Source organism: Oscillatoria sp. HE19RPO (assembly GCF_024220515.1).
Classification (GTDB): domain Bacteria; phylum Cyanobacteriota; class Cyanobacteriia; order Cyanobacteriales; family Laspinemataceae; genus Laspinema.
This window is the reverse complement of sequence record NZ_JAMXOT010000046.1, coordinates 1-24,680: the sequence shown is the minus strand read 5'-3', so window position 1 is coordinate 24,680 and position 24,680 is coordinate 1. Positions and strand designations below refer to the sequence as shown.

Annotated in this window: 16 protein-coding genes; 7 read left to right on the top strand and 9 right to left on the bottom strand. The window is 46.7% G+C overall.

The features are described 5' to 3' along the window. Positions 1–9: 9 nt before the first annotated feature. From NG833_RS05295 to NG833_RS05280, 4 genes are all read right to left on the bottom strand, one after another. Complete coding sequence (locus tag NG833_RS05295; protein ID WP_254564263.1) at positions 10–420, bottom strand: hypothetical protein; 411 nt, start codon at positions 418–420, stop codon at positions 10–12. 92 nt (positions 421–512) lie between these two features. Next, positions 513–1,172 (bottom strand): DUF4157 domain-containing protein, encoded by a 660-nt coding sequence (locus NG833_RS05290; protein ID WP_254564262.1) that lies wholly within the window; start codon positions 1,170–1,172, stop codon positions 513–515. A 1,344-nt stretch (positions 1,173–2,516) separates the two neighbouring features. Next, a complete protein-coding gene (locus NG833_RS05285; protein ID WP_254564261.1) occupies positions 2,517–3,539 on the bottom strand; it encodes a pentapeptide repeat-containing protein in 1,023 nt (340 codons plus the stop codon). 183 nt (positions 3,540–3,722) lie between these two features. Further along, positions 3,723–4,652 carry a hypothetical protein gene (locus tag NG833_RS05280; RefSeq protein ID WP_254564260.1) on the bottom strand — a complete coding sequence of 310 codons (930 nt, stop codon included), beginning with the start codon at positions 4,650–4,652 and terminating at the stop codon, positions 3,723–3,725. Positions 4,653–5,093: 441 nt separating this feature from the next. On the opposite strand from NG833_RS05280, the gene NG833_RS05275 reads away from it, so the two are divergent. From NG833_RS05275 to NG833_RS05255, 5 genes are all read left to right on the top strand, one after another. Beyond that, the gene (locus NG833_RS05275; protein ID WP_254564259.1) at positions 5,094–5,267 is read left to right on the top strand and encodes a hypothetical protein; all 174 of its coding nucleotides are present in this window, start codon (positions 5,094–5,096) and stop codon (positions 5,265–5,267) included. A 244-nt stretch (positions 5,268–5,511) separates the two neighbouring features. Further along, positions 5,512–6,738, top strand: coding sequence for an AAA family ATPase (locus NG833_RS05270; RefSeq protein ID WP_254564258.1), 1,227 nt, complete (start codon positions 5,512–5,514; stop codon positions 6,736–6,738). 143 nt (positions 6,739–6,881) lie between these two features. Beyond that, complete coding sequence (locus NG833_RS05265) at positions 6,882–7,430, top strand: RNA 2'-phosphotransferase (RefSeq protein WP_254564257.1); 549 nt, start codon at positions 6,882–6,884, stop codon at positions 7,428–7,430. 314 nt (positions 7,431–7,744) lie between these two features. Beyond that, positions 7,745–8,599 carry a hypothetical protein gene (locus NG833_RS05260; protein WP_254564256.1) on the top strand — a complete coding sequence of 285 codons (855 nt, stop codon included), beginning with the start codon at positions 7,745–7,747 and terminating at the stop codon, positions 8,597–8,599. 144 nt (positions 8,600–8,743) lie between these two features. After that, positions 8,744–9,385, top strand: a complete 642-nt coding sequence (locus NG833_RS05255) for a ThiF family adenylyltransferase (protein WP_254564255.1) — start codon at positions 8,744–8,746, stop codon at positions 9,383–9,385. 190 nt (positions 9,386–9,575) lie between these two features. Here NG833_RS05255 and NG833_RS05250 read toward each other — a convergent pair whose 3' ends face one another. Beyond that, positions 9,576–9,737 carry a hypothetical protein gene (locus tag NG833_RS05250; RefSeq protein WP_254564254.1) on the bottom strand — a complete coding sequence of 54 codons (162 nt, stop codon included), beginning with the start codon at positions 9,735–9,737 and terminating at the stop codon, positions 9,576–9,578. A 427-nt stretch (positions 9,738–10,164) separates the two neighbouring features. Between NG833_RS05250 and NG833_RS05245 the strand changes: the two genes are divergently transcribed. Both NG833_RS05245 and NG833_RS05240 read left to right on the top strand, forming a co-directional pair. Continuing rightward, positions 10,165–17,286 carry a PAS domain S-box protein gene (locus NG833_RS05245; RefSeq protein ID WP_254564253.1) on the top strand — a complete coding sequence of 2,374 codons (7,122 nt, stop codon included), beginning with the start codon at positions 10,165–10,167 and terminating at the stop codon, positions 17,284–17,286. Positions 17,287–17,537: 251 nt separating this feature from the next. After that, on the top strand, positions 17,538–19,646 hold the full coding sequence (locus NG833_RS05240; protein ID WP_254564252.1) for a response regulator: 2,109 nt from the start codon (positions 17,538–17,540) through the stop codon (positions 19,644–19,646). A gap of 80 nt (positions 19,647–19,726) precedes the next feature. Here NG833_RS05240 and codA read toward each other — a convergent pair whose 3' ends face one another. The 4 genes from codA to NG833_RS05220 form a co-directional block, all read right to left on the bottom strand. Then, on the bottom strand, positions 19,727–21,001 hold the full coding sequence (gene codA / locus NG833_RS05235; RefSeq protein WP_254564251.1) for a cytosine deaminase: 1,275 nt from the start codon (positions 20,999–21,001) through the stop codon (positions 19,727–19,729). A 127-nt stretch (positions 21,002–21,128) separates the two neighbouring features. Further along, on the bottom strand, positions 21,129–22,121 hold the full coding sequence (locus NG833_RS05230) for a DMT family transporter (protein WP_254564250.1): 993 nt from the start codon (positions 22,119–22,121) through the stop codon (positions 21,129–21,131). Positions 22,122–22,341: 220 nt separating this feature from the next. Continuing rightward, a complete protein-coding gene (locus NG833_RS05225) occupies positions 22,342–22,776 on the bottom strand; it encodes a pentapeptide repeat-containing protein (protein ID WP_254564249.1) in 435 nt (144 codons plus the stop codon). 43 nt (positions 22,777–22,819) lie between these two features. Further along, complete coding sequence (locus NG833_RS05220; RefSeq protein ID WP_254564248.1) at positions 22,820–24,562, bottom strand: tetratricopeptide repeat protein; 1,743 nt, start codon at positions 24,560–24,562, stop codon at positions 22,820–22,822. Positions 24,563–24,680 lie beyond the last annotated feature (118 nt).

Here is a 24,680-nt window from a genome sequence, read left to right as displayed (position 1 = left end):
GTGTCCGTGCTAAACTTCGATTTGTGACTGTCCGGTGCAGATTGCACAGGAGCATCCGAGGGCATCCCGGATCGGGTCACTTCCGGACCCCTGAGCAATTAAGGCCCCCTGATGGCGGATTTCCGGGGTCATCCAGACTGATGCTAAGTTGCCAGAAACTTGAGACAGCAGACTCGGATGGAAAGGCGTGGCGATCGCCCCAGATGGAGCAATTTGCGTCACTGGGGTGACGGGTTGACTCAGATTAGACAAGGCAAACATGGGTTGCGCCGCAGCGAGGATGGAAGTAATCGCCAAGGTTAACGCTAAACTGAGGGCCGGAGCAAGTTTAAATCGAATCATAAGTTCTGCTTGTGCGAGTGGAGTGTCTTGAGTTGGGATGATGTGTAAGCTGACCATTTGTTCCTTCCAGGATAGCATTAAACTCCTCCGGACTGACTACCCTGTAAGTGCCTCTGTTTGTCGCCAGGATCCCCCCTTCCGGGTTAAAAATTTAGCCGTTACCACTGGAGTTATCGGCGACGGTAAGATCCGGGCATTTTCTTGGACAACTCTTCCGCAAATTCTTTCTCGAAATCGAAGGCTTCGACTTCCATTTGATTATTTCGGTAAATTTCTCCAGCCTTCTTATATTCTTTGAAATAATGATAGCCAAAATTTCCTAAGCTGCCGAGTTGTTCGTGCTGCTGGCAGTGGATGAGTTCGTGAGAGAGCAGGACCAGTTGCTCAAAGTCCTGTTCTTTCATTTCCTTTTTAATATAAATGGTGTTTCCATAAACTTGAGCGTTGGATTCACCGACATTAATTTTGAAACTCGCCGCTACCCAATCTTCCATTAAAGTAGCATTATAGACCACTTCCACTCGATCAACTAAATCGCCAAAATGGGGGCGTAAATATTTCTTTTGAGTCTCGGTTAAAGGTTGCGGTTCAGCATTATTGGAGCGCATCACTTCTGAGGCTGCTTGATAAGCAACCGCCCCAAATTGTCCCCAGGCTTCTTCAGGCATTTCTTTGGGAACTTTTCCCCGACAAATCTGACCTCCAATGGTTTGGACATCTGGGCAGGTGTGGCTTTCTGGATTAATCGCGGGATTACTGAAGGCTCCGAAACCCACGGTTACGAATCCCAGACAAGCACCAATTAAGTTGACTTTACGGGAGGTGAGCATAACCTGAATACTGAACTTCTCTAGGGTTATTCTTGGCGGACTTCGACGCTCCCGGAAATCTGGGGTTGATCACGGTTAACCCCCTTTAAGATTGGCCAGATTAAAAGCGCCGGTCTTGGATATTTAAGCCGCGATCGCCGGGGTAAAAGTTCCCTGAATAGGGGTGAATACTCTGGAGTGGTTGAGAAGCGATCGCGCTTGGAAATAGTTTACCCGGTTTTCAACTGAAAATTGATTTGTTTTTTAGCTTTGTTCACCCCGGTTTCAGGAATGAAATTCCCGCTATTTCCTCGAAGATTAAGTCCTGCCACTTTCTAGTTCGATGCAGTTCTCGGGAAATTTTCTTGGGTATTGCCAAAGAATTGACTCCCTTTGGACGATTCAATTCCCCAGGGGGGAGCGGATCCATCCAAGGGTGGGGTTTGAATATCAACCACCGGAGGGACTGCCTCTGGGTTGCTATTTTTTTGGCTTTAAAAGCCTTCTGGGTTCGGCTGTTAAAACATCTTAAGTGGGTTGACATTGTTTATAAATTTACCCCCTAGAGATACCCCATCCCACTGCTGCAAAACAGTGATTTGGGCTACAATTGATGATGACTTCAATTCAGCGATCACTTCTACTGTCCCCTTTTTTTCCTGTATTTCTAGGCAAATTGACCCTATTTAGATTACCCAAGATTCTCTGAATTCTAACCCGGGCCGGGGGCAATCAACGCTCAAGGGTAATCTATTCTCGGAATCGCTGCCCGGTGATAAGTTACCTCCCCTGCGTTCCTCTCCAGAGAATTTAGTTTAGAAAAGCTGCCTCCACCTGCTGATAAGGGTCCGAATTTGAACAAATTTAGACCGCATCCAACCCGGTTGATACCGATGGGTTACAGGTCTACAATCGGAGTCATAATTAGGTAGGCTGCAATCACCCTTCAGTCCAGGCTCTGTCCCATAAAGTTAACATTTGATGTCTAATCCTTGACTCTTGGTTTTGGTCCTTTAATTCAATTCAAAAATCTTCATAGCCGATTATTTTAACAGTCAACCGAGCAAATTCCTACCCCAGGGATTGCCGAGATTCAAAAAGACCCAAGTCAGGGCCAGGGCCCCGCGCTCCCTCGGGACTGGAAAAAACCCCCCCATCGCCTTTAGGGGAACTCCAAAAAATAAAATCTCCAAAACGTTCGTTCGTAGTGACGGATCAACGGAGTAGCCTTCTCAATGTAGGGGCGCAATGCGCAGGCCCTCTTTTGGGCGCAAGCATTGCGCCCCTACACATACCTTTGAACGTTTGGAGGATTGATATTTTGCGATCGCCTAGGTAACAAGGAATTTTGGATGAAAACTCCGGTTAACGGCATCGGGCGGTTTTGCCATCGGGTAAAGTCGCGTCACAAATTGTCCCTTGGGTAAAATCTACATTCTCAATCTCAATCTGAGTGAGATCCGCCCCGCGCAGATTCGTGCCGGTGAGTTGGACATTGCGGAAGGTGGCCCCGGTGAGAATTGCCCCCTCTAGGTCCGCACCGGAGAGAATTGTCCCCTCTAAACTCGCTCCCTGAAGCTCGACATTTCTCATCTGAGTATTAATCAAAATCGCCTCATCAAGAACAGCCCCCTGCATATCGGCATCCAATAAATCGGCACCGGAGAGGTCCGCTTGGGTTAACAAAGCTCCTCGCAAGTTACTCGTGGTCAGGATAGCATTTCTGAGACTGGTTCCTTGCATCTGTGCTCCTTGCAGGAACACTTGCCGCGCACTGGCACCACTGAGATTGGCACTATTGAGAATTGCCCCACTGAGGTTGGCATTGTTGAGAGTCACCCCAAAAAGTTCCGCACCCGTGAGATTGCTCCCCTGGAGTTGTGCACCATTCAGGTTGGCTTGCTCGATGTAGATGCGGCTGAGATCGGTCCCGCTTAAATTGGCGTCGGACAAATCGGCATTGGCGAGGTTAATTAAAAATAAAATTGCCCCCACGAGCTGACTCCGAGATAAATTGGCCCCAGTGAGGTTGACCCCAGTCAGATTCGCCCCGCGAAGATTGACACTTTGTAAGTTGGCCCCAGTGAGGTTAGCCCCGGTCAAGTTGGCCCCTCTCAAATCGGACCCTCGGAGATTGGCACTGGTGAGGTTAGAACCACTCAAATCCGCACCCGTGAGGTCCATATTACTCAGGTTGGCCCCCGTCAGAATACAGGCTGAACACTGATTGGTTTGCATCAAGCGCATCACCCCGGCAGAATCTTGCGATCGCCCAGGAAGCGCTAGGCAAACCGCCGCTAACATCATGATGCAAAATCCCATCCATCGGTAAATCTGCCCTAGTTGTAAACTCAATTTGTTGTTTTTGATGATTCGTTGATTTGCCATTCGTGGGGCCACCTCTGGAGTCCCGTAGAAAATCTTCATGTTCACCAGACGGTGATTCTAATCGATGTTTAACCCTGTAGCACCCTAATTTGTTCCTAGTGTATCCCCTCCGATGTCGGGGGTCAGGGGGTGAAGCGCTTTCCCTTCCAAGCTCTGAGGGAAAGGGTGCGAGTTTTTCTGATTTTATCGATCGCCGGGTTTGAGACGAAAAATATAGACAAATTTTCGGCGATCGGCAGGGATGATTTTCTTTAAAATTCCCTCGACTTCGGCTTTGGTAGCACCGCTGGCGATCGGCATTTCTTCAAACAGGGCAATCCAACCCTTTTTCATCCCAATTTCTCGCCAACGCTCCCGATAAATTTCTGCGTATAACCGCCCCATTTCTTGGTAATAAATAACTTTTAAATCTCCAGCTTTCTCGACCAATTCTTGAATTTGAGCTTCATATTTTTTGCGATTCTTTTCACTCTGGAGATAAAATTTTAGCCGATCGCCATCGCTCAGGGGGCCGAGTTCATCCTCGGACTGCGGTTCTGGGGCTTGGGACTCTGCCTCCAATTCGGTCAAAGAGGCGATAATTCCAAATTTTTCAACGGCATGATGATAGGTTTCAGTGAGACTCCCTTTAATGCTCAAGCCTAAATAAAAGGGATAGGCTTGTAACGTGCCATCGTAGATAATTTTATTTTTAAAGGGTAAAAGTACCGTTTCCACCATCACCGGCAACACACTCCCGACCAGTTCCGGAAAGGGACAATCTAAGGCTAATACCCCGTAGGCTTTACTCGGAGGGCGATCGGCAATTAACACGGCATAATTTTTTTGATAACTATAAATATAAAATCTCCCTGAAATAAAATTGTGCCAACTCGAAACAATATCGAGTAAATCTGGAGAAAATTTCAGGGGATTTTCTTCGGCAAACAAATCAAAAAGATAGGGGTAGGCATAGAGTTGCTGACGCAGTTCATTCACCTGTAGAGGCGTCAGTTCTGACATTCCTTCGGAAGCACCAACTCCTGCAAAAAGACCAATTTTTTGGTTCACGTAAGTTAAAAGAGAATAGTATAGATGGTAAAATAAATCAATCTCTGAATCGGCTAATTGCATAATAGAACCCCTCGATTTTATCCTGGGTGGCTTCCTTCTTTTACTATAGCCTGCCTATCCTACTTCAGAACCCTTAGATTCAGAATAAGGGCCAACAGAAGGATGAACAACCTGTCATGGGAGATTTCAGCTCAATACCAGATCTCTACCCCTCCTCGTACCCCTAGACCCCAGATAGAGGGGGTCTAAATCATTCTGAGCCTCCAATTAATCCGTTGCAGCATCTGCCTGGAGTCGGGAGCAAGTTGCTCCCACTCCGGTGTAAAATTGTCCTCTTCATTTAGACTGGGGATAAATACCGACCCCAAAAAATTTTTTCCCCTCTTGACAAGCCTGTAACATATGTGTATTATGCTAGTATCAAAAGCCTAACTTTTTAAATTGCCATACAGTTAAAAAGGGGGCGATCGCCTTCCCTGTAAAGATATACCCCAAGGATGTTTGCTCCTGAGATCAGTCCCCAACGTCTGCATGGCGATCGCCATGCTGCCAATGGAGGACTCGGACCAACGGCACCGATCGGAATTCCCAGGAGGACAGCTAGGAGAATGGGCAGAATCACTCACCCCCATCCCCCAGCTCATTGACTCGGCGATCGCCCCCCATTTTTGTTAACATTCTATCTGGAGGAACTTTATGAAAAATATCACATTCATTTCAGTCATTTTGCTGTCATCAATTGGTATAAATGTAGCAGGATAATCAGTTAAATAAACCCCGAAGAACCGGTTTTTATTCTTGAGGGGATGAAACCCATTTGTTCTAAGGGCTGATTTCAATAAAGGCTTAATTTTTCCAACCCATTCAAGGCTCAGTGCAAACTTTTAGTTTAGTTAGGCCATCAAAACTCACTTAAATTATGGCATTTGGCAACTTTGACAACGGAAACGAACTTAGCGATCGCCAATCTAATCAAGACCGGGGATTACTGGGCGCGGGTTGGCGGCCCTTATCCCGGGAGTTTGATTGGGGTTATTTTTTCCATCTCGCCGCTAAAGACCCCTGGGAATTGGCCCACAAAACCTTAGATGTGAGTAGTGATATTGCCGATGCGTTAGGTCGTCAAAATTTCACCTGGTGGGCCAATATTTTAAATGTCTTTTCCGAATACACCCGAGGAGATTTCAACGAGTTTTGGGATTACATTACTCCCGCACCGGCTGGACCCAATTATCGCACCGCCGATATGCTGGCAGCAGAAACCCCCGTGGTGCAATTAGTTAGCCGAGACAGCATCCCCATTGATTACGTCCTCAAACGCCTCCAAGAGATTACCATTTTCAAAGTTCTCGACCTCTTGGGTCGGCCCGATTTGATTACCCAATATTACCAAGACCGGCATTTTTATTATCCCATCGAGCGATTTTCCACTTGGGAGCGCCTTGAAATCATCGGGACCGTTTATGCCTATTGGAAAAAACAGGATATTTGGCTACAAATCGACCACCTCGGGCGCATTCAAAATATAGGGCGTAATCAATTTCAATATACTCTGATTGCCAACGACTTGCGATCGCTCATTAACAAAGCCACCTACAATCTAGCAGTCATGCTCAGTGGCTATCAAAGCCGTGTCGGTCAAGTTCATAGCGAATTTCCCATTCGCACCTTTCCTGCCGATATTCAAAGCTTTAGCGATCGCGTCCAAGAGGCCATCTTTACCCAACCTCAACTCGCCGTCCTCGTTCATGGCGCACCGGGAACCGGCAAAACTGCTTGGACCCAAGCTGTTGCCAAAGAAATTCTAGTCCCCTTGGGATATGTGATTTTTATTCTCGACCATGATGCCGTAGAAAATTTCGTTCCCCCGACTTATTTAGAAAAAATTTGCATCATTATTAATGAAGCAGATAACCTCGCCCAAGACCGGGGCAGCGAAGCCGCTCAACGCAGTAATAAAACTGAACATATCCTCAGCTTACTCGATGGCACTTTATATCAAAGCATCTTAGATACGGAGGGAATCCAAGCTCAACAAAAATTGGTGTTTTTAATGACTTGCAATACAACGGAACGACTAGATCCGGCTGTATTACGCAAAGGCCGGATTGATTTACTCTCTGAATTTACCTATCCTTTTGTTTAATAGAAAAGGGTTAAATTCGGGATTAAGGGAACTCCAAAAAATCAAAGCCCAAATCCGCAGAGTGACCAGCTTAAAGTAGACCTTTGATGGATTGGGTCTGAAAACCCTCGGGACTATTTAGCCAACTCAATCCGGAAAATGTAATGACCCAAAATTATCAACTGATTAAAATCAGTAAATATCTCAGTTATCACTTGCGACACCATCCCGAAGAAATCGGATTAGAACTGGAACCTGGGGGGTGGGTGGCCGTGGAAACCTTACTCGCAGCCGCACAAGCTCACCAGTTCCCCCTCACCCGTTCAGAACTGAATTTAGTGGTGGAAACAAGCAATAAGCAGCGCTTTTCCTTCGATTCCACCGGCACAAAAATTCGGGCGAATCAAGGGCATAGTATTCCCATAGATTTGCAACTTGAACCGAGTTGTCCCCCGGATATCCTCTATCATGGCACGGGACATCAAGCGGTTGAGTCAATTCTCGCCCAGGGATTACAAAAACGATCGCGCCATCATGTTCATTTATCCCCGGATATTGACACCGCTAGACAGGTGGGAATGCGTCAAGGAAAACCTGTAATTTTCACCATTAAAGCTGCCAAAATGCACCAAGATGGGCATTTATTTTACTGTTCGGATAATGGGGTTTGGCTCGTGGATGAAGTACCGCCAAAATATCTGCTTCTGGGATAAACCGAACTTCCAAAAAATGAGAGCATCTCAATTTTGCCTAAAAACCAGTCTGACCTCTCCCCAAACCCCTCCCCTCAGAGGGGAGGGGCTTTGAGGCTCCCCCTTCCGGCTCCCCTTCCGGCTCCCCCTTCCGGCTCCCCTTCCGGCTCCCCCTTCCCTCTGAGGGAAGGGGGTTGGGGGGTTAGGTCTCTTGGACAAATTGAGATGCTCCCCAAAAACTAGATAAAAGAGTGGGACCGTCTCGCTTTCTATTCCTTCCTTAAACCCACAAAAATTCTGGATAAATTAGGAAAATCGTTTCAGGAGAAAAGCCTATGAAAAATATTCGTAACTTGCTCAAACAATTGGCGATTCAAGAGGCTGATTTGCAGGGGAAACAGTTTCTCGCCCCAGCGGTGCAAGGGGGACGAGTTCGACTACGAATGGCGGGAATCATTTACACCTTTGAAATTGAACCTAGAGGGTTTGAAGGGTGGGGAATTTTTGAGGCAAATACGCCGGGAAAAGCCCAGCTAATCGAACCCGCAGAGTTCATACAAATTGCCGAATATTTGGAGCAATTTCCCCAAGCTCGGTTGTGGTTAGCTTATCCGTTGCAGGGTCAAACTTGGTTGGCTTATCCCATGAATGAATCAGATTGGCGTCAGCGTACGGGAACGGTGAAACCTGTGGTGGTCCATTTGGTGGGAGAAGGGGGAAAGTTTGACCCCGTAGTCGTGCGTTGGGATGGCAAAAATGGCTGGTTTGAATCTGGCGATCGCCGTGCCGACCCCATGCCCACAGAACAGCTTAAAACCGAGTTAAAGCGCTTAACTCAGCCCAAAGACTTGAGTTTTAAAGGACTGACGCCAGAAATGCGAACGGTTTATGAACAAGTCTGCGGAAAAATGGCCGAATTTAATCCCAATTGGCAGCATTACCAGGATGAAAAACGGTTGCAAGCCGCGTTAAAAATGGGCGGAGGTGAGTTACAAAGTTTTCAGGAAAATGGAGATGAGTATTGGACTGTTCACTGGACTACCCGGAACGGAGAACAACATACTTCCGCAATTTATAAACAGGATTTAACTGTATTCAGTTCCGGGATTTGTTTGAGCGGAAGGGACCGCGATTTTGATTTACAATCCCTAATTGGGGTGATTGAAAATCGAGATGAAGGCTTTGATTAAGTTTACTCCTACCAAATCCAGTTGTCAAAGACCGACTTTCCTCTTCAGCCCGCGCAGGCGGGCTTCGTCCCTGTAGCCCCACCCTTGAGGGTGTGGATTTTTTCTATTCCGTATCAACTGTTTTTTGAAACATTACCCAAAAAAATGTCAATTTATTTTCATGAACAACTGTATCGAACACCGGAAGTCATGGGGAAACTTCAAGGATTTCCGGTGACGATTTGTGGGGCGGGTGCTTTGGGGGCGAATCTGACGGAAAGTTTAGCCCGCAGTGGCTGCCAACGGCTCACAGTGATCGATCGCGATCGCATTGAGGAGCGCAATCTGTCCACTCAGCCGTACTATCGTTCCGATATTGGCGCATTTAAAGCCAAGATTTTAGCCAACAGTCTCTATCGGGCAGTGGGGATTAAACTTGATATTCAAACTAAAGAATTGACGGCGGAAAATGCCCATAAACTCATCGGAAATCAAACCGACTTAGTGATTGATACCTTTGACAATAGTGGGTCTCGAAAAGCCGTGGCAGATTGGTGCGCCACTCAGGAAATCCCCTGTCTTCATGTAGGACTGGCGACGGATTATGCAGAAATCATTTGGAACGAACTGTATCGGATTCCTTCCCCGGTTCAGGATGATATTTGCGATTATCCGTTGGCGAGAAATTTAGTCACCCTCACCGTGGCAGTCGCTTGTGAGGTGATTATTAAGTTTGCGATCGCCCAAGTGCGTTCTAGCTATACCGTGACCCTGGGAGATTTTGCGATTCAACCCTTTAGAGCTTGAGATCAAGCCTCGTTTAGGCACTTTACGGAATCACCCAGATAGCATAATCCCCAGTCCCAAAATAACCGGACTGAAGCGCCCGTTTCCACCCCAATCAGAGCGGGAAAAGATAGGGGTGGTGGCGCGCTCATTTCAGCGACAAGGTGAATGATGGCCATCGACTGACCGCTTCCGCAGCGTTTGTAATCCCTTAATCCAGATAACCCATTAACTCCGATTCCTTCGCGGGGTTATTATTGGCGGCGATCGGACGACCATGAGGACCCGAGGCTAATTTAGTGATTTGGCTGCCCGGGTTTGTGCTATCCTGAACGTTTTGAGTTTGGGTATCCTTATCTGGCTCTTTAGGCACGTTTAGACTCCTATATCACGGTATTAATTCACTATTTTAGGCGATTTTAGACAACCCTGAATAAAAATCGGGTAAACTACAGGACAGAAGTAGAACCAAAATCGGGAGTTTTGGGGGGTCAGAGAAAAACCCCCCAGCTCCGGGTTCATGTTGCGCCATCAGTTCATCCCGATGAACGGTTCAAGGGACATTCGGTCAAACTCACTCGGTTGAATTGGGCCACTTTCCAGTCAATTCAGGGTCGAAGCGCTCATCAATACAGGGATGATTTCTAGAAGAAGCCGAGACAGAAAAATCAATAAATTGATCGGCGGCCAAACATGAGTTTTTCAGGGTTCTGATTGAGTTTTTTACCGTTGGATAACTGGCTATGGGAGCTATTTTTTCCAGATTTAAACTAAAAATTCCCCTGCAACTTGTATTAAATGTGCCCCTTGTCCTCCTCTTAGTTTTGACCGTCGGACTGACCAATTCGCTGTTTTTGCATCGCACTCATGAGGCAACCCGTCTGATGGCCCACGAGTTAATGACGAAAGCGGGGGCTAGGGTGGATTTGTACTTGGATAACTATTTCGCTCTAGCCGAACAGATTAATCGCAGTAATGTGAATGCAGTTGCGTTTGAGCGCCTCAACCCCGATAATTTAGAGGAGATAGAACGCCAGCTCATCTGGGAAATTTCCAGCTTCAATCAGATTCCCTCTATTCTGTATGCTAATGAACAAGGGGAACTCAGAATTGCTCGTAATTTGGAGGGGAAGACGACCCTAGGGGTGATGAATCATTCCCCGATTCAGACTTTTGATGAATACGAGATTGATGCTAACGGTCAACGGAGCTTAGAACCGCTACAACGGGAAGTGATCTCGTCGGATTGGGATATTCGAGAACGTCCCTGGTATCTGGCGGCTAAACAGCAGCAAGGACCGATTTGGACTTCTCCCTTTCAACTTTGGAATAGCCAAGAGTTTGCGATTAATGCGAGTTGGCCGATTAGGGACCCTGTTACTCAAACCCTGACCGGAGTTTTTGGGATTAATTTACCTCTGAGCCAGGTCAATCAGTTTTTAAAACAAATTAAGTTAGGGGAGTCTGGGTTTATTTTAATCCTGGAACCGGATGGAAACTTAATTGCGAGTTCTACGGGGGAATCCCCTTTATTTCACCGTGTCCCGACCCTGATTCAGTGGAAAGAAGACCGGGACAGTTTTCCTCATTTTCTGCGCTCAAATTGGGACTATTTGCTTTCAAAACTGTCGAATCGGAGTCAAAAACAGAGCCTCGATCAGTGGGATTTTAGGGAGCAAGGTCAACATTATTTTGCCCATAGCCAGCCCTATCAAAATGGTCAAAATGGAGAGAATAGCCTGAATTGGCGGATTGTCACGGTGCTCCCGGAAGCGGATTTAATGGGACCGTTGAATGAATCCTTTAAACAGAGCATGGGGTTGGGAGTCTTCGCCATCATGATAGCTGTGGCTCTGGGGACCTGGGTGACGCAGTGGATTGCTCGTCCGATTGTGATCCTCAGCCAAACTGCTGCGACTTTAGCGCACGGGGATTTGCAGCGAAATCTGGATGAAAATTTGCCCATTCAGGAACTGGCGGAGATGGCGCGATCGTTCAATCAAATGTCCGCACAATTGCGGGATGCCTTTGCACGTCTCCAGACTAATTTGCGCGAGTCTGAAGCTCGATATGCTACGATTTTTCGTCGCAGTCCCGATATGATTCTCCTTACTCATGTCCACAGTAGACACTTGCTGGATGTTAATAATGCTTTTTTAGAATTATCGGGGTATGGATATGATGAAATTATCAATCATACCTCGAAAGATATTAATCTGGTTGTTGACCAGGAACAAGCGGATATCATCCGGCAACAACTTAGGGAAACTGGGGTGGTTAAAAATCAGGAATTGCACTGGCGGGCCAAATCCGGAGAGATTAAAATTGCGCTGGTTTCTTGTGAAGTCATTCAACTGGATGGAGAGCCGGTGATTCTTTCTATTTTGAAAGACATTGGTGAACGCAAAGCCATTGAAACAGCGTTGCGCGAGAGTGAAGAACGGTTTCGGGAGATTGTCCAGAAGATTGGACAGGTGTTTTTTGTGCGATCGGCCACCACGGGAGAGTTTATGTATGTTAGTCCCGCTTACGAAGAAATCTGGGGACTAAGTTGTGAAAGTTTGTATCAAGATTCTAACTCCTGGCAGGAATCAATTTACCCAGAAGACCGCGCTTTGGTGGAAGCCTCTGTCGCTGAACAACTTACCGGGAAGCCGGTACAAAGAGAATATCGGATCCGGCGACCGGATGGGGAAATTCGCTGGATTTTTGCTCAAATTAACCTCTTGCAGGAAGCAGCCGGTAACCCGGAACGATTCATCGGGTTTGCTGAAGATATCACCGATCGCAAAGCGCTGGAACTGGCACTCACTGCCTCCGAACAAAAGTTAAATGATATTCTCAATAGCTCGATCGCCGCGATCGTGCGAATTAAAATCTTGAGTAATCAAGAGTGGACAATAGATTATTTATCTGCCGGATGTGAAATTGTCTTTGGCTATACTCCCCAGGACTTTTTGCAGGATAAATCTATTTGGATGGGTCGCATCGTCCCGGAGGATATCGAGAACGTTATTTTACCTTTATTTGAGCAGATTTTTCAAGAAAAAACCAGCAGTTTTGAGTATCGATTCCAGTCTAAATCCGGGAGCCTTCGCTACTTATCGGCCCGATATACCTCCCGATTTGAACCCCAGGAAAACTGCTGGTTTGTGACCCAGGTCACTGTGGATATTAGCGAGCGCAAGCAGGCGGAAGCGGCCCTCAAACAGAGGGAAGAACAATATCGCCGCATCGTAGAAACAGCCAATGAGGGAATTTGGAGCATTGATGCCCAAGATTGTACGAATTTTGTCAATCCCAAAATGGCTGAACTCCTTGGATATACCCCAGAAGAAATGCTGGGAAAATCCCTCCTTTATTTTATGGATGAAGCCGGAAAACAAGAGGCCCGAGAAAAATTAGAACGGCGTAGACAAGGAATCGTCGAACAGCATGACTTCCTCTTTTATGGCAAAAATGGCTCACCCCTTTGGACCCTGCTCTCGGCAACGCCAATTTTTAATGAAGCGGGAGAGTATGTAGGAAGTTTGGCAATGGTGACGGATATCAGCACCCGCAAACAAGCTGAACAGGCCCTAGGGCGCAAAACTCAGCAAGAACAAGTCTTAAACCAGGTGATTCAAGCTATCCATCAATCCCTTGATTTAAGCACAATCTTCTCCACTGCCACCACGGGGATTGCCAAACTGGTGGACTTTGAGCGTGCTTCCATCGTCCGTTATCTCCCCGAACAGGGGGTTTGGACTCATTTATATTCCTATAATCCCGAGTCGGAATTACCCGAAGACGTCGCGGAAGATATCCCCGATGAAGGTAATCCCTTTGCTGCACAACTCAAGCAACTGCAAGTGGTGGTGGTGGATACCAGTACCATTGACGACCCGATTAATGAAGAATTGGCGCGCGATCGCCAAGGAGCTTGGTTATTAGTTCCCCTCGCCGTGAACGGCACGATCTGGGGTTCCCTGAGTTTATGGAGTCCAAAATACCTCCCTTGGCACGAAGAAGAAATCGAACTGGTTCGTCGAGTCGTGGACCCCTTGGGGATTGCCATTCATCAAGCGAATCTCTATCAGGAAAGCCAAGCCGCTCAAGCGGCTTTCCGAGACAGTGAATCGCGCTTACGGTTAGCTTTAGAAGTTTCCAATACCATTGCTTGGGAACGAGACCTCAAAACCCATCAGATCGTCTTCTCGACCACAACCTTTGATTCAGTTCCTCAAGTGATGTCCTACCCAGAATACCTCGCTCTTGTGCATCCCGAAGATCGAGAAGAATTGCAGGGTTTACATGAAGAAGCAATTCGCTATGGGGGAGGGTTTAAAACAGAATATCGAATTTGTTTTCCCCTCAGTGAGCTGGGATGGCGCTGGATTCAGGTCCATGCTCAGGTTGTCCCTGATGGGACCGGAATCTCCAATCGCATGATCGGAATGTCCATTGATATGACCGATCGCAAGCAGTCTGAAGAAATCTTAAAAATTACGTTAAATCGGCTGCAAAATCTGGCTAGAGCTGTACCAGGAAATATTTATTCCCTCGTTCAACATCCGGATCAGTCTTTAGAATTTGAATATATTAATCAGGCCATTGAAGAAATCATAGAAATTCCCTTGCCCCAAGTCTTTCAAAATGTAGAGGCTGCGATTATTGAGACCATTCATCCGGAAGATAAAGCCGGATATTTTGAGGTCCTTCAAGCCGCCGGGGAAACCTTGACCGTGTTTAAACATGAATGGCGAATTATTACCCATTCGGGAAAAATCAAATGGATCCAAGGGAACTCGCAACCGGAGCAGCGAGAAAATGGGGATATCGTCTGGCATGGAATTGTTTTAGATGTGAGCGATCGCAAATTGGTCGAAGAAAAACTCCGCCAAAGTCAAAATGCCTTACTCGAAGCGCAACGCATCGCTCATTTGGGGAACTGGTCCTTTAATCTGCTCACGCAAAAGGTCCTCTGGTCTGAAGAAACCTTTCGGATTTTCGGATTTGAATCCGAAGCTACCGAACCCACTTATCACGAATTCTTACAGCGAATTCACCCGGAGGATTTACCTGATTTTCCTGGGAATGTTGAGGGTCTGTTCACCGCAGAATTCCTCGAAAAACATGAATTTCGGATTCTTTTGCCCGATGGCACTCTGCGCTATATCCTCGCCAAAGGGCAGCCCGTTTTTAATGAATCCGGAGAAAGAGTCGAATTCTTTGGCACATTCCAAGACATCACTTCTGCTAAACTCGCCGAGCAGGAATTACGGGAAAGCGAAGAAAAATTCCGACAACTTGCTGAAAATATACGCGAAGTTTTCTTTATCCTGACTCAATCTGGGGAGATGATTTATATCAGTCCCGCTTATGAACAAATTTGGGGTATGAATTGCCAGAGTTTATATCAAAATCCTCGGAATTGGTTAGAATCGGTTCACCCCGAGGACCGCGAGCATATTCGCCAAAGGTTAATGCAGCAAATTAGCGAAGGAAGCGATTTCGATGAAATCTACCGCATCGTGCAACCCCAGGGAGAAATTCGCTGGATTCGGGCGCGGTCCTTTTCCATCCAAAATCCGTCTGGGGAATCCTACCGCTTTGTGGGAATTGCCGAAGATATCACCGATCGCAAACAGGCAGAAGAAGCGTTACAGGAGAGCGAATCTACCCTCCGCAGCTTCTTTAATAGTGCTTCCATGCTGATGGGAATTGTGGAACTCTATCCTGATGATATTCGGCATTTGACCGACAATTTAGCCAGCGCCCAATTTTTTGGCACAACCACCGAAGCCATGAAAAATCGCTTCGCTACGGAGATGGGTATTTCTCCAGTGGCCCTGGAGATTTGGTTGAGTCACTACTGCGCCGCCCAAGACACAGGAATGCCGGTTAAATTTGAGTACAAGCATCTCACCCCTCGGGGTGAAAAATGGTTAGCGGCTAGTGTCTGTCCAATTTTTGGAATCTCCAGTGTTCATCCGAGATTTTCTTACATTATCGAAGATATCAGCGATCGCAAACAAGCTGAGTTCGCCCTCCAAGAACAGGAAATGATCCTGCGAAACCTCGGAGACAACCTCGATAAAGGGCTAATTTATCAGATAGTCCGTGAACCCGATGGACGCTATCATTTTTCTTATATCAGTGCGGGAATTAAACGGTTAATTGGACTGGATCCGGAGGCAATTCTAGCGGATATGACCTTATTGCACAACCGAGTTGTTCCTGAAGATCAAGCTTTGAATATCCAACTTACGGAAGAATCTTTTCAAAATTTGACAATCTTTGAAATGCAGATGAGGAAGTACAACCAGGACGGTCAAATTCAGTGGTCTCAAGTGCGGTCAGTGCCGCGTCGGATGGAGGATGGTCGTACCATTTGGGATGGTCTGGAAATGGATATCACCGAACTCAAGCAGATCGAAAAGGAACTGCAACAGGCCAAGGAAAAAGCGGAAGCGGCTAACCAAGCAAAAAGCGAGTTTTTGGCCAATATGAGTCACGAAATTCGCACCCCGATGAATGCTATTTTAGGATTTTGCGAATTACTCAAAACCATGATCGATGAGCCACAACAGCAGTCCTATCTTCAGACGATTGCCATCAGTGGTCAAACCTTGTTAGTACTGATTAACGATATTCTGGACTTGTCTAAAATTGAATCCGGGAAGCTGGAACTAAACTATGAGCCTGTATTAATTCGAGCGTTATTGCGAGATATCCAGCAGATTTTTTCGCAGAAGGCCGAAGCTAAGGGTCTGGGAATATTTGTTGAAATTAGCGACTCGGTGCCGGAGGGGATTGTCTTTGATGAAGTCCGTTTGCGGCAAATCCTCTTTAATGTGGTGGGTAATGCCCTGAAGTTTACAGAACAGGGGAATATAACGATTTTTTTAACGGCTGATTTGTCCAGGTCCCGCGACCCATTCCACGTGAGTTTAGAGTTAACAGTGTCTGATACAGGGATCGGGATAGCATCCAGTCGCCAAGCGCAGATTTTTGAGGCGTTTATCCAAAATGATGGTAAAACAACTCGGAAGTATGGCGGCACTGGGTTAGGGTTAGCCATTACTAAAAGACTCACTGAAATGCTGGGAGGAACGATTCACTTAAGGAGTGAACTCCATCGCGGCAGTACCTTTACCTTTGTCTTTCCCGAGGTAAAAATTGCCAGGACGGAGATTGGAAAAATCGAGTCTGCACCTGTGGATGAAAATTTAGAGCAGTTCCAACCGGGGACGATTTTAATCGTGGATGATGTCCCGTCGAATTTAGAGTTAATTGCGGGGTATTTTGGCAAAACAAAGCACCAACTGCTGTTTGCTCGGGATGGTCGCGAAGCCATTGAACAGGCGATCGCCTCCCAACCGGATCTGATTTTACTGGATTTGTGGATGCCTGAGTTTAACGGGATCGAAGTGGCCAAATTTCTCAAGAACAACCCAGAAACCCAGCAGATACCGATTGTGGTGGTCACTGCTTCTTCGCGATCCAGTGATGAAGCCCTCGTCCAATCCTTATGCGAGGGGTTTCTGCGTAAACCCCTGATGCGATCGCAACTGGTTTCCCTGTTAAAGAGTATTTTACCCCCGGAAGAAGGGGAAAAAGCCCTGACGCTTTCTTCCTCAAGTGAGCCAATTTGGGAAACGGTACAACCCCAGGATCGGGAAGTGGTACAGAAATTGCCGGTTTTACTTGAACAACTCCGTCTGGAAGAAGAAACAACCTGGCCGATATTGTCTCAAACCATGAAACGACGTGACTTAAGAAAGTTTAGCGATCGCTTGCACGCTTGGGGGTTAGAATATCAGTGTCAGGCACTCTTAGATTATGCGACGACTCTCCAAACCCAGATAGCCGCCTTTGACTGGGAACGCCTGCCTAAAACCCTAGAAAATTTCCCCGAGGTTAGACGCTCATTATTATGAGTCAAATTTCACGGGGTTTGAGGGTTCCGGCTGAGAAAATCTCGTCCAGGGAATTGATTCCCTAAGCCTCCCCGGTTGCAGTCCACTCAATCCACACCCCTTCCCGTCCGTTGTCCTCCCTAAACCAGAATTCCGCTTGTTTTAGGGACTCCTAGGCCCAACTTGCCTATAATTTTCTCTGATGATATGGCATTCCTTGAATCACGATCCGGTGCCGCTGTTTAATTCTTACCCGTCAAACCCCAATTTTTATGTTGCTATTTAAACCCGAGGATTGTTTAATTTTAGTCGTAGATGATGTCAGACAAAATCTCCAGGTTATTGGTGAAATATTAGAAGTAGCGGGGTATGAAACTACTTTTGCCCCGAGTGGTAAACAAGCTTTAGCCCGCGTGGAAAGCGCCCATCCGGATCTGATTCTACTGGATTTGATGATGCCAGAAATGAGCGGCCTAGAAGTCTGTGAAATTTTAAAGAAAAACCCTAATTTTAGCGAAATTCCAATCATTTTCTTAACCGCTAGTAATGAAGTAGAAAATTTACTCGAAGCATTTAAAAATGGGGCTAATGATTATATTACCAAACCGTTTCGGTCGGAAGAAATCTTAGTCAGAATTGAAGCTCAGTTAACCAATAAAAAACTCAAGCAAAAGTTAGAAGAAAAAAATCAGGAACTTGAGACTGAAATCGCGGTTCGGCGACGGACAGAAGAAGCCCTACAACAGGCCGTAGAGTTAGCGAATTCGGCGAATCGGGCTAAAAGTAGCTTTCTCGCGAACATGAGCCATGAGTTAAGGACTCCTCTGAATGCGATTCTCGGGTTCACTCAATTGTTGACCCATAGTTCTAACTTAACTCGCGAACAAAAAAATAATTTAGGGATTATTTATCGGAGTGGAGAACATCTACTTAATTTAATTAATGATATTTTAGATTTATCGAAAATTGAAAATTATGACGATAAAATTCCGATTAATTGGACGGAATTTATCTTAAAAGATATGTTGGTCGAACTGGAAGAGATGTTTCGCCTCAAGCTCCGTGAAAAAGGGTTGAATCTAGATATTATCGTAGAGAACCGGGTTCCCATCGCCATTGAGAGCGATCGCCTCAAACTCCGGCAAATTTTAATCAACCTTTTGAGTAATGCGATTAAATTCACCCCCTCGGGAGAAATTAAATTGCGCGTAAATGCCATCATCGCCCCGGAAAAAACCTTTTTAAGTTTTGAAATAACCGATACCGGCAAAGGGATTAGTTCCGAGGAAATTAGCAAGTTATTCCAGCCTTTTGTACAGACGGAAACGGGCAGGGCAGCAGCAGAAGGGACGGGACTTGGGTTAGTGATTTGCCGTAAATATGTCCGCCTGCTAGGAGGCGAAATTACAGTCAGTTCTGAACCCAATGTGGGAACAACTTTTAAATTTCAAATTGCCGTTAAACCTGTGGAATCAACAGACCACTCTGGAGAGCAAACTTGGTCCCCACGAGTCGTGGCGATCGCCCCCAATCAACCCACCTATCGGATTTTGGTGGCTGATGACCAAGCTACTAACCGCACACTGCTGACTACGATGCTTTCATCGGTGGGATTTGAGGTAATAGAAGCCACAAATGGACAAGAAGCTGTTGAAATGTACCACAGTTTTGACCCCCATTTAATCTGGATGGATCTGCGAATGCCTATCCTGAATGGATGCGAAGCCACCCAAAAAATCAAAACCAATTGTCAAGGGTCACTCCCCATCATTATCGCGGTGACTGCCAGTGTTTTTGAAGAAGATAAAGCGGCTATTTTATCCGCTGGCTATGATGATTTCCTGATTAAACCCATTCAAGAATCCAAAGTTTTTGAAAAAATTTCTGAACATTTGGGGGTTTCCTATATTTACGAAGAAATAACCTCTATTTTAAGCGAAAAATTGCGCTTCAGAGAAGATCAATGGAACAATTTAAGAAAATTATCCACTTCCCTGATTTGTGACCTCGAATATGCGACTTTAGCCCTTGATGATGAACGACTCAATCGCCTGGTTTCAGAAATTCCCTCAGAATGCGGCGAACTAGAGCAAATTATTCGAGATTGCCTAGAAAATTTTGATTATCATACCATTTTGGAAGCGATTAAATCCGTGAAGTCTGAACGATTTGCTCACTCCCACCTCTCTAGCGAATGGATTGTTCAAATGACTCAGGCTATCTACAGAGCTGATGCCAGTGAGATTCAGCAACTGATTGTTCAACTCCCACCGCAAAATATGACCTTAGCAGAACAGTTAGACTATTATTTAGAGCATTTAGATTATCAAAATATTCTCCGGGCGATTTCCGAACTTGATGACCCCCCCCCTCCCCATTAATTCACTCCATGATATTTCCGGATTCATCGGTCTATATCCCCTATTCTCCAAGGAACTCCTACGATTCATCCTTTCTCATCTCAACATTCAACCCGCTCACCCCAGTTGTCCAGCTCCCAAGTGGTAATGGCAGGTTGGGTTTGCGCGAGTAATTTGCCTCGCGCTATCACATATCTCACCGGAGGACGACGGCGCAATATCTCCAATTTATTCTCTGCTTCCCAAATGATTAAATTGGCCGGTTTACCCAGTTCTAAACCATAATTCTGTTCAATTTGGAGCGTTTTTGCCCCGTGATTCGTGACCATATCATAACAAGCATTCATTTCATCAACCCCAGTCATCTGGCAAACATGAAGCGCCATATAAGCCACATCGAGCATATTTCCGGTCCCCAAACTGTACCAAGGGTCCTGAATACAATCCTGTCCTAAAGAAACATTTAAACCCTGTTGCCATAATTCCTTGACTCGGGTGATACCGCGCCGTTTGGGATAGGTATCGCTCCGTCCTTGCAGGGTAATATTAATTAAGGGATTTGCCACAAAGTTAATCTGCGATCGCCTCAAAAATCCCATCAATTTATGGGCATAAGCATTATTATAAGACCCAAAAGCCGTAGTATGAGAAGCAGTCACTCGCTCCCCTAAACCACTGCGAATGGCACAAGCAGCCACCACTTCCAAAAAGCGCGACTGGTCATCATCAATTTCATCGCAGTGAATATCAATTAATCGGTCATATTGTTGCGCCAGTTCAAAGATGCGATGAACCGATCGCACCCCATCCTCCCGAGTCAATTCATAGTGGGGAATCCCCCCCACCACATCCGCTCCCAGTTTTAACGCTTCTTCTAGCAATTCTTCCGTCTGCACCGCTCCATAAATCCCATCTTGGGGAAATGCCACCACCTGCAATGTGACAAATTCTTTAATCCCCTCTCTCACTTCCAACATCGCCTGTAACGCGGTGAGGTCCGGGGTACTCACATCCACATGGGTACGAACGAATAACACCCCCTGGGAGGCCAATTGTTTCAAGGTGGCGACTGCCCGTTGCTTGACATCCTCCCGGGTCAATTTGGGCTTGCGTTCCCCCCAAATTTGAATCCCCTCAAATAAGGTACCGCTTTGATTAAACCGGGGTTCTCCGGCAGTTAAGGCTGAATCTAAATGAATGTGAGATTCAACAAACGGAGGACTCACCAGGTGGCCCTGAACATTCAGTTCACGAGGAGCCCCCCCGGAGAGATGGGGGGCGATCGCGGCGATCGTTCCCTCGTCAACCTGAATATCCACCCGTTCCCCAGTGAGTAAGCAACAGTCCCGCAAGATTAAGCGATCGCCCTCTACCATGTTTTATCCCTGGATTGGCTAAATTTTCTCTAAATCATGCTCTTGACGATAGCGAGCAAGATGCTCGCACTCCCCAAAATGTACCTGATAACGATGGAACGATAGCGGTTCCATCGATTCCCCAGGATTAATCATACCAATCTTGCCGAACCATCGGTTCAGTAATTAAGACTAATAACCCTAAAATGACAATCACTAAAGCAAAGATTTGTTTTAGATCGAGCACATCCTGAATCAGAATTGAGCCAAATAGAACAAACAACGCCGGGACAGTAGCGATCGCAATCGCTGCGCGCGTCACCCCAGCGAGTAAAATCCCATAAGCAGTGAACGAATAACCGACTAAGGTTAAACTCCCTAAAATCAGACTCCCTACCATCAAACGGGGTAACTCCGAGAGGGACATTGAGATCGCAGTCCCGGGTAACGGGAGGATTAAACTCAAGGAAGCGCATCCCAGCAGAGTTGCCAAGGCGATCGCACTAAAAGGGAGGGGATGAAGCGATCGCGTCCCGCGATAGGTTAACAGCAAATAACCAGCAAAAGCAATCCCCCCCACAATTGCCGCCAGAATTCCCAAAAAACCTTGCATGGGAGTTGCGGCAAACATCGGAGGAACTTTTAAGGCGAATAAACTGCCAATGGTGACAATCGTCATCGCCGTAATTCGGGTTTGATGGGGACGATATCCCCAGAATTTCCAGGCCCCAAGGGTGGTTAAAATCGGATAGATCAGGAAAAATCCCACCACCACCCCAGGGGGAATTTGCCAACAACTCATGGCGATCGCCTCCCACGCCACAAACAGGGAGAATCCACTGAGGATAGCAGTCTTTAATACCTTGGTATTTTCTCCCCTGAATATCTTCTTGAGGTCTGCTCCCATTTGTGGATAATAAAACTTTCCTAGCAGAGGGATAGCCGCAACGGAAGCAACGGCCTGTATCCAGAAAATCAACTGCCAATTCCCCGGTGTCTGGGGAAGCAATCCGCCCCATTCAATTACCCCGAGAATGAATTGTTCCTGGAACATCATCTCGACAAAAAGGGGAAACAACGCTAACTGCACCGCAGCCAGCATCAGCAACCATAACCCGGAATGAATATAAGATAATCGCATAATGAATTGGCAGGATTTTAGTAATTTTCATGCCCTAAATCAGAGAATTTGAGCAAGGGTTAGCGCGGGTTATAACGAGTCTAAATCCTGATGACTATCGAATGCAGAAGTGGGAGCATCTTGCTCCCTAATAGCAGGAGGGAGCAAGATGCTCCCACTCCCTTTTTCTTGTCCCCTGAATGTCATCGGATACCTATCCTATAGTCCCCTACGCAATTTATTATTCTAAACTCTGACTGCCGACTTCTACGCCACTGCTGCCCTCAAGAACTGCACCAGTAAAGTCGGTACCATTCATATTCGCACTCACTAAAATTGCATCTTGCAAATTTGTACCACTGAGATTGGCATAACTGAGGTTACTACTAAACAAATTTGTCTCAATCAAAATGGCATTTTGAAGGTCAGCGCCGGTTAAATTGGCACCCATCAGATTAGCGTGGCTGAGAGTGGCTTTTCGCAAATTGGCCCCAATCAAATCTGCCCCCCGTAAATCTAACCCGGTGAGATCCGCACCACTGAGGTCACAGTTTCGACATTCATTCCCAGTTTGTAGCTGCAAGAGGTGATCGGGGTTAGCACTCAAGGCCAGATCGGGGAATATCCCCAGTTGAATCAATCCGATGGCTGTTATTCCTGTGATTCGTTTTAACATAGCTTCACCCTGAATAAAAGGGAAACGAACGGACTTTTTCCCTCTAAGTTAAATCGGTTTCATTGGGAAAAACCGGATCTTGTGCCAGTTTTTCATGGAGGCGGTTGCGCTTTTCGATCGCATCGGTACAGGAGGGGTCAACTTCGAGAGCCACGCCGTAGGATCTCGCAGCTTCTGGATAGCGGTGTAATTTCTCCAAGCATTCTCCACGGCGCAACCAAGCGGGGGAATGGGTAGGTTTCATTTGGATCACCGTATCATAAGCGGCGATCGCCTGGGGATATTGACCAATTTTGCTCAGGACTCTCCCTCGTTTCATCCAGGGTTCATAATGGTTGGGCCAGATGGCGATCGCCTGGTCATAAGCCACAATTGCATCAATATACCGTTGAGCTAATGAGAGTAAATCCCCCCGTTTCATCCAAGCTTGAGCATCGTTGGGTTTAACTTCGAGCACTTTCGCAAAAGCATCAAGGGCTTCTGGATAACGTTCGAGTTTTTCCAACACTTCTGAGCGCTTCACCCAGGACCGATACAGAAACATGGGTTCTTGGGTAACTTGTACAACTTTTTCATAAGCCGTCAGGGCTTCTTCATATTTTTTGAGTTGCTCTAAAGCCAGTCCTCGGTGATACCAAGCTTCGGGAAAATTGGGCTGAATTTGAATGGCATTACTCAGGGCTTGAATGGCATCTTTATAGCGGCCCAGCCCATACAGAGCCATGCCGCGCCCTAACCAAGCGGTGGATAAATTGGGATTAATTTTAGTGGCTTGGTCAAAGGAGGTTAAAGCCAGTTCATACTGACCGGCATCAGAGAGGGCAATGCCTCGATTCATCCAAGCTTCGGGCCAGTTGGGATGTAATTCAATGGCTTTATCAAAACAGCCGATCGCCGCTTCTACCCATTGATGTTTGAGGGCGCGGCCTTTATAAAACCAGACTAAGGGATTGCTGGGGGCAAATTGAATCACCCGATCAAAGGAGGCGACGGCTTCGGTATAGCGTTGCAACTTTTCCAAGGCGACGCCGCGATTAAACCAGGAGGCGGCATTTTCTGGGACCAGTTGCAGGGTGCGATCGTAAGCGGTGATGGCTTCGCTATAGCGTTGCAGGCGATCGAGGGCGACTCCTTGATTGAACCAAGCGGCGGGGTTTTGGGGGTCCAGGGCAACGGCTTGTTGTAAGGAGGTTAGGGCCGGTTCCGGGCGATCGAGGGCCAGGAATGTCAGACCTCGGTAATACCATCCGCTAGAGAGTTTGGGTTTGAGTTTGACGACTTTATTGAAGGCGGTAACAGCGGATTTGTATTGTTGGAGTTCTAAGAGCGATCGCCCTCGGAAATACCAAGCTTCATATTGGTTGCTATTAATTTCTATGCCTTGATCCAAAGATGCCAAGGCTTCCTGATATCGGCTTAAATGAAACAAACACCGACCTCTGAAGGTCCAGCCCCAATAATCATCGGGGTTAACTTGAATCGCCCCATCATAACCGGCGATCGCCTCTTCATAGCGATGTAGATTCATTAGGGCCGTGCCGCGTTTCAGCAAAGCCCGATGCATGGTGGGCTTTTTTTGAATCGCTTTGTCATAAAATGTAACGGCCCCGGCATAATTTTTTTGTTCATACAGTCGGTTCCCTCTTTCATAGTCAGAACCGGCCCCCAGTAAGTGGTTGACCCAGGACCACACCGGGGCAATCGGTCTCGCCGGAGGTGAACTTTCCGGGGGCGATGGGGGTGGGGTTAACCCTTCGGGGGGCTGCAATTCGTCAAATTGGGTCATAATTAACGAGGGCTAGGTTCTCAACAGAGGACAGACGACGGGCGATCGCCCAAAGACTGACTAGATATTTTTTCCCGGCGATCGGCGATTAATCCAGGGTGATAAGCGTGAACGACTG

Bases quoted from the DNA above. Each gene is read 5' to 3' on its own strand.
- NG833_RS05260 (WP_254564256.1), top strand. From the start codon at position 7,745: ATGAAAAATATTCGTAACTTGCTCAAACAATTGGCGATTCAAGAGGCT.
- NG833_RS05290 (WP_254564262.1), bottom strand. From the start codon at position 1,172: ATGCTCACCTCCCGTAAAGTCAACTTAATTGGTGCTTGTCTGGGATTC.
- NG833_RS05225 (WP_254564249.1), bottom strand. From the start codon at position 22,776: ATGTTAAAACGAATCACAGGAATAACAGCCATCGGATTGATTCAACTG.
- NG833_RS05295 (WP_254564263.1), bottom strand. From the start codon at position 420: ATGCTATCCTGGAAGGAACAAATGGTCAGCTTACACATCATCCCAACT.
- NG833_RS05280 (WP_254564260.1), bottom strand. From the start codon at position 4,652: ATGCAATTAGCCGATTCAGAGATTGATTTATTTTACCATCTATACTAT.
- NG833_RS05240 (WP_254564252.1), top strand. From the start codon at position 17,538: ATGTTGCTATTTAAACCCGAGGATTGTTTAATTTTAGTCGTAGATGAT.
- codA (WP_254564251.1), bottom strand. From the start codon at position 21,001: ATGGTAGAGGGCGATCGCTTAATCTTGCGGGACTGTTGCTTACTCACT.
- NG833_RS05220 (WP_254564248.1), bottom strand. From the start codon at position 24,562: ATGACCCAATTTGACGAATTGCAGCCCCCCGAAGGGTTAACCCCACCC.
- NG833_RS05230 (WP_254564250.1), bottom strand. From the start codon at position 22,121: ATGCGATTATCTTATATTCATTCCGGGTTATGGTTGCTGATGCTGGCT.
- NG833_RS05255 (WP_254564255.1), top strand. From the start codon at position 8,744: ATGTCAATTTATTTTCATGAACAACTGTATCGAACACCGGAAGTCATG.
- NG833_RS05270 (WP_254564258.1), top strand. From the start codon at position 5,512: ATGGCATTTGGCAACTTTGACAACGGAAACGAACTTAGCGATCGCCAA.
- NG833_RS05285 (WP_254564261.1), bottom strand. From the start codon at position 3,539: ATGGCAAATCAACGAATCATCAAAAACAACAAATTGAGTTTACAACTA.
- NG833_RS05265 (WP_254564257.1), top strand. From the start codon at position 6,882: ATGACCCAAAATTATCAACTGATTAAAATCAGTAAATATCTCAGTTAT.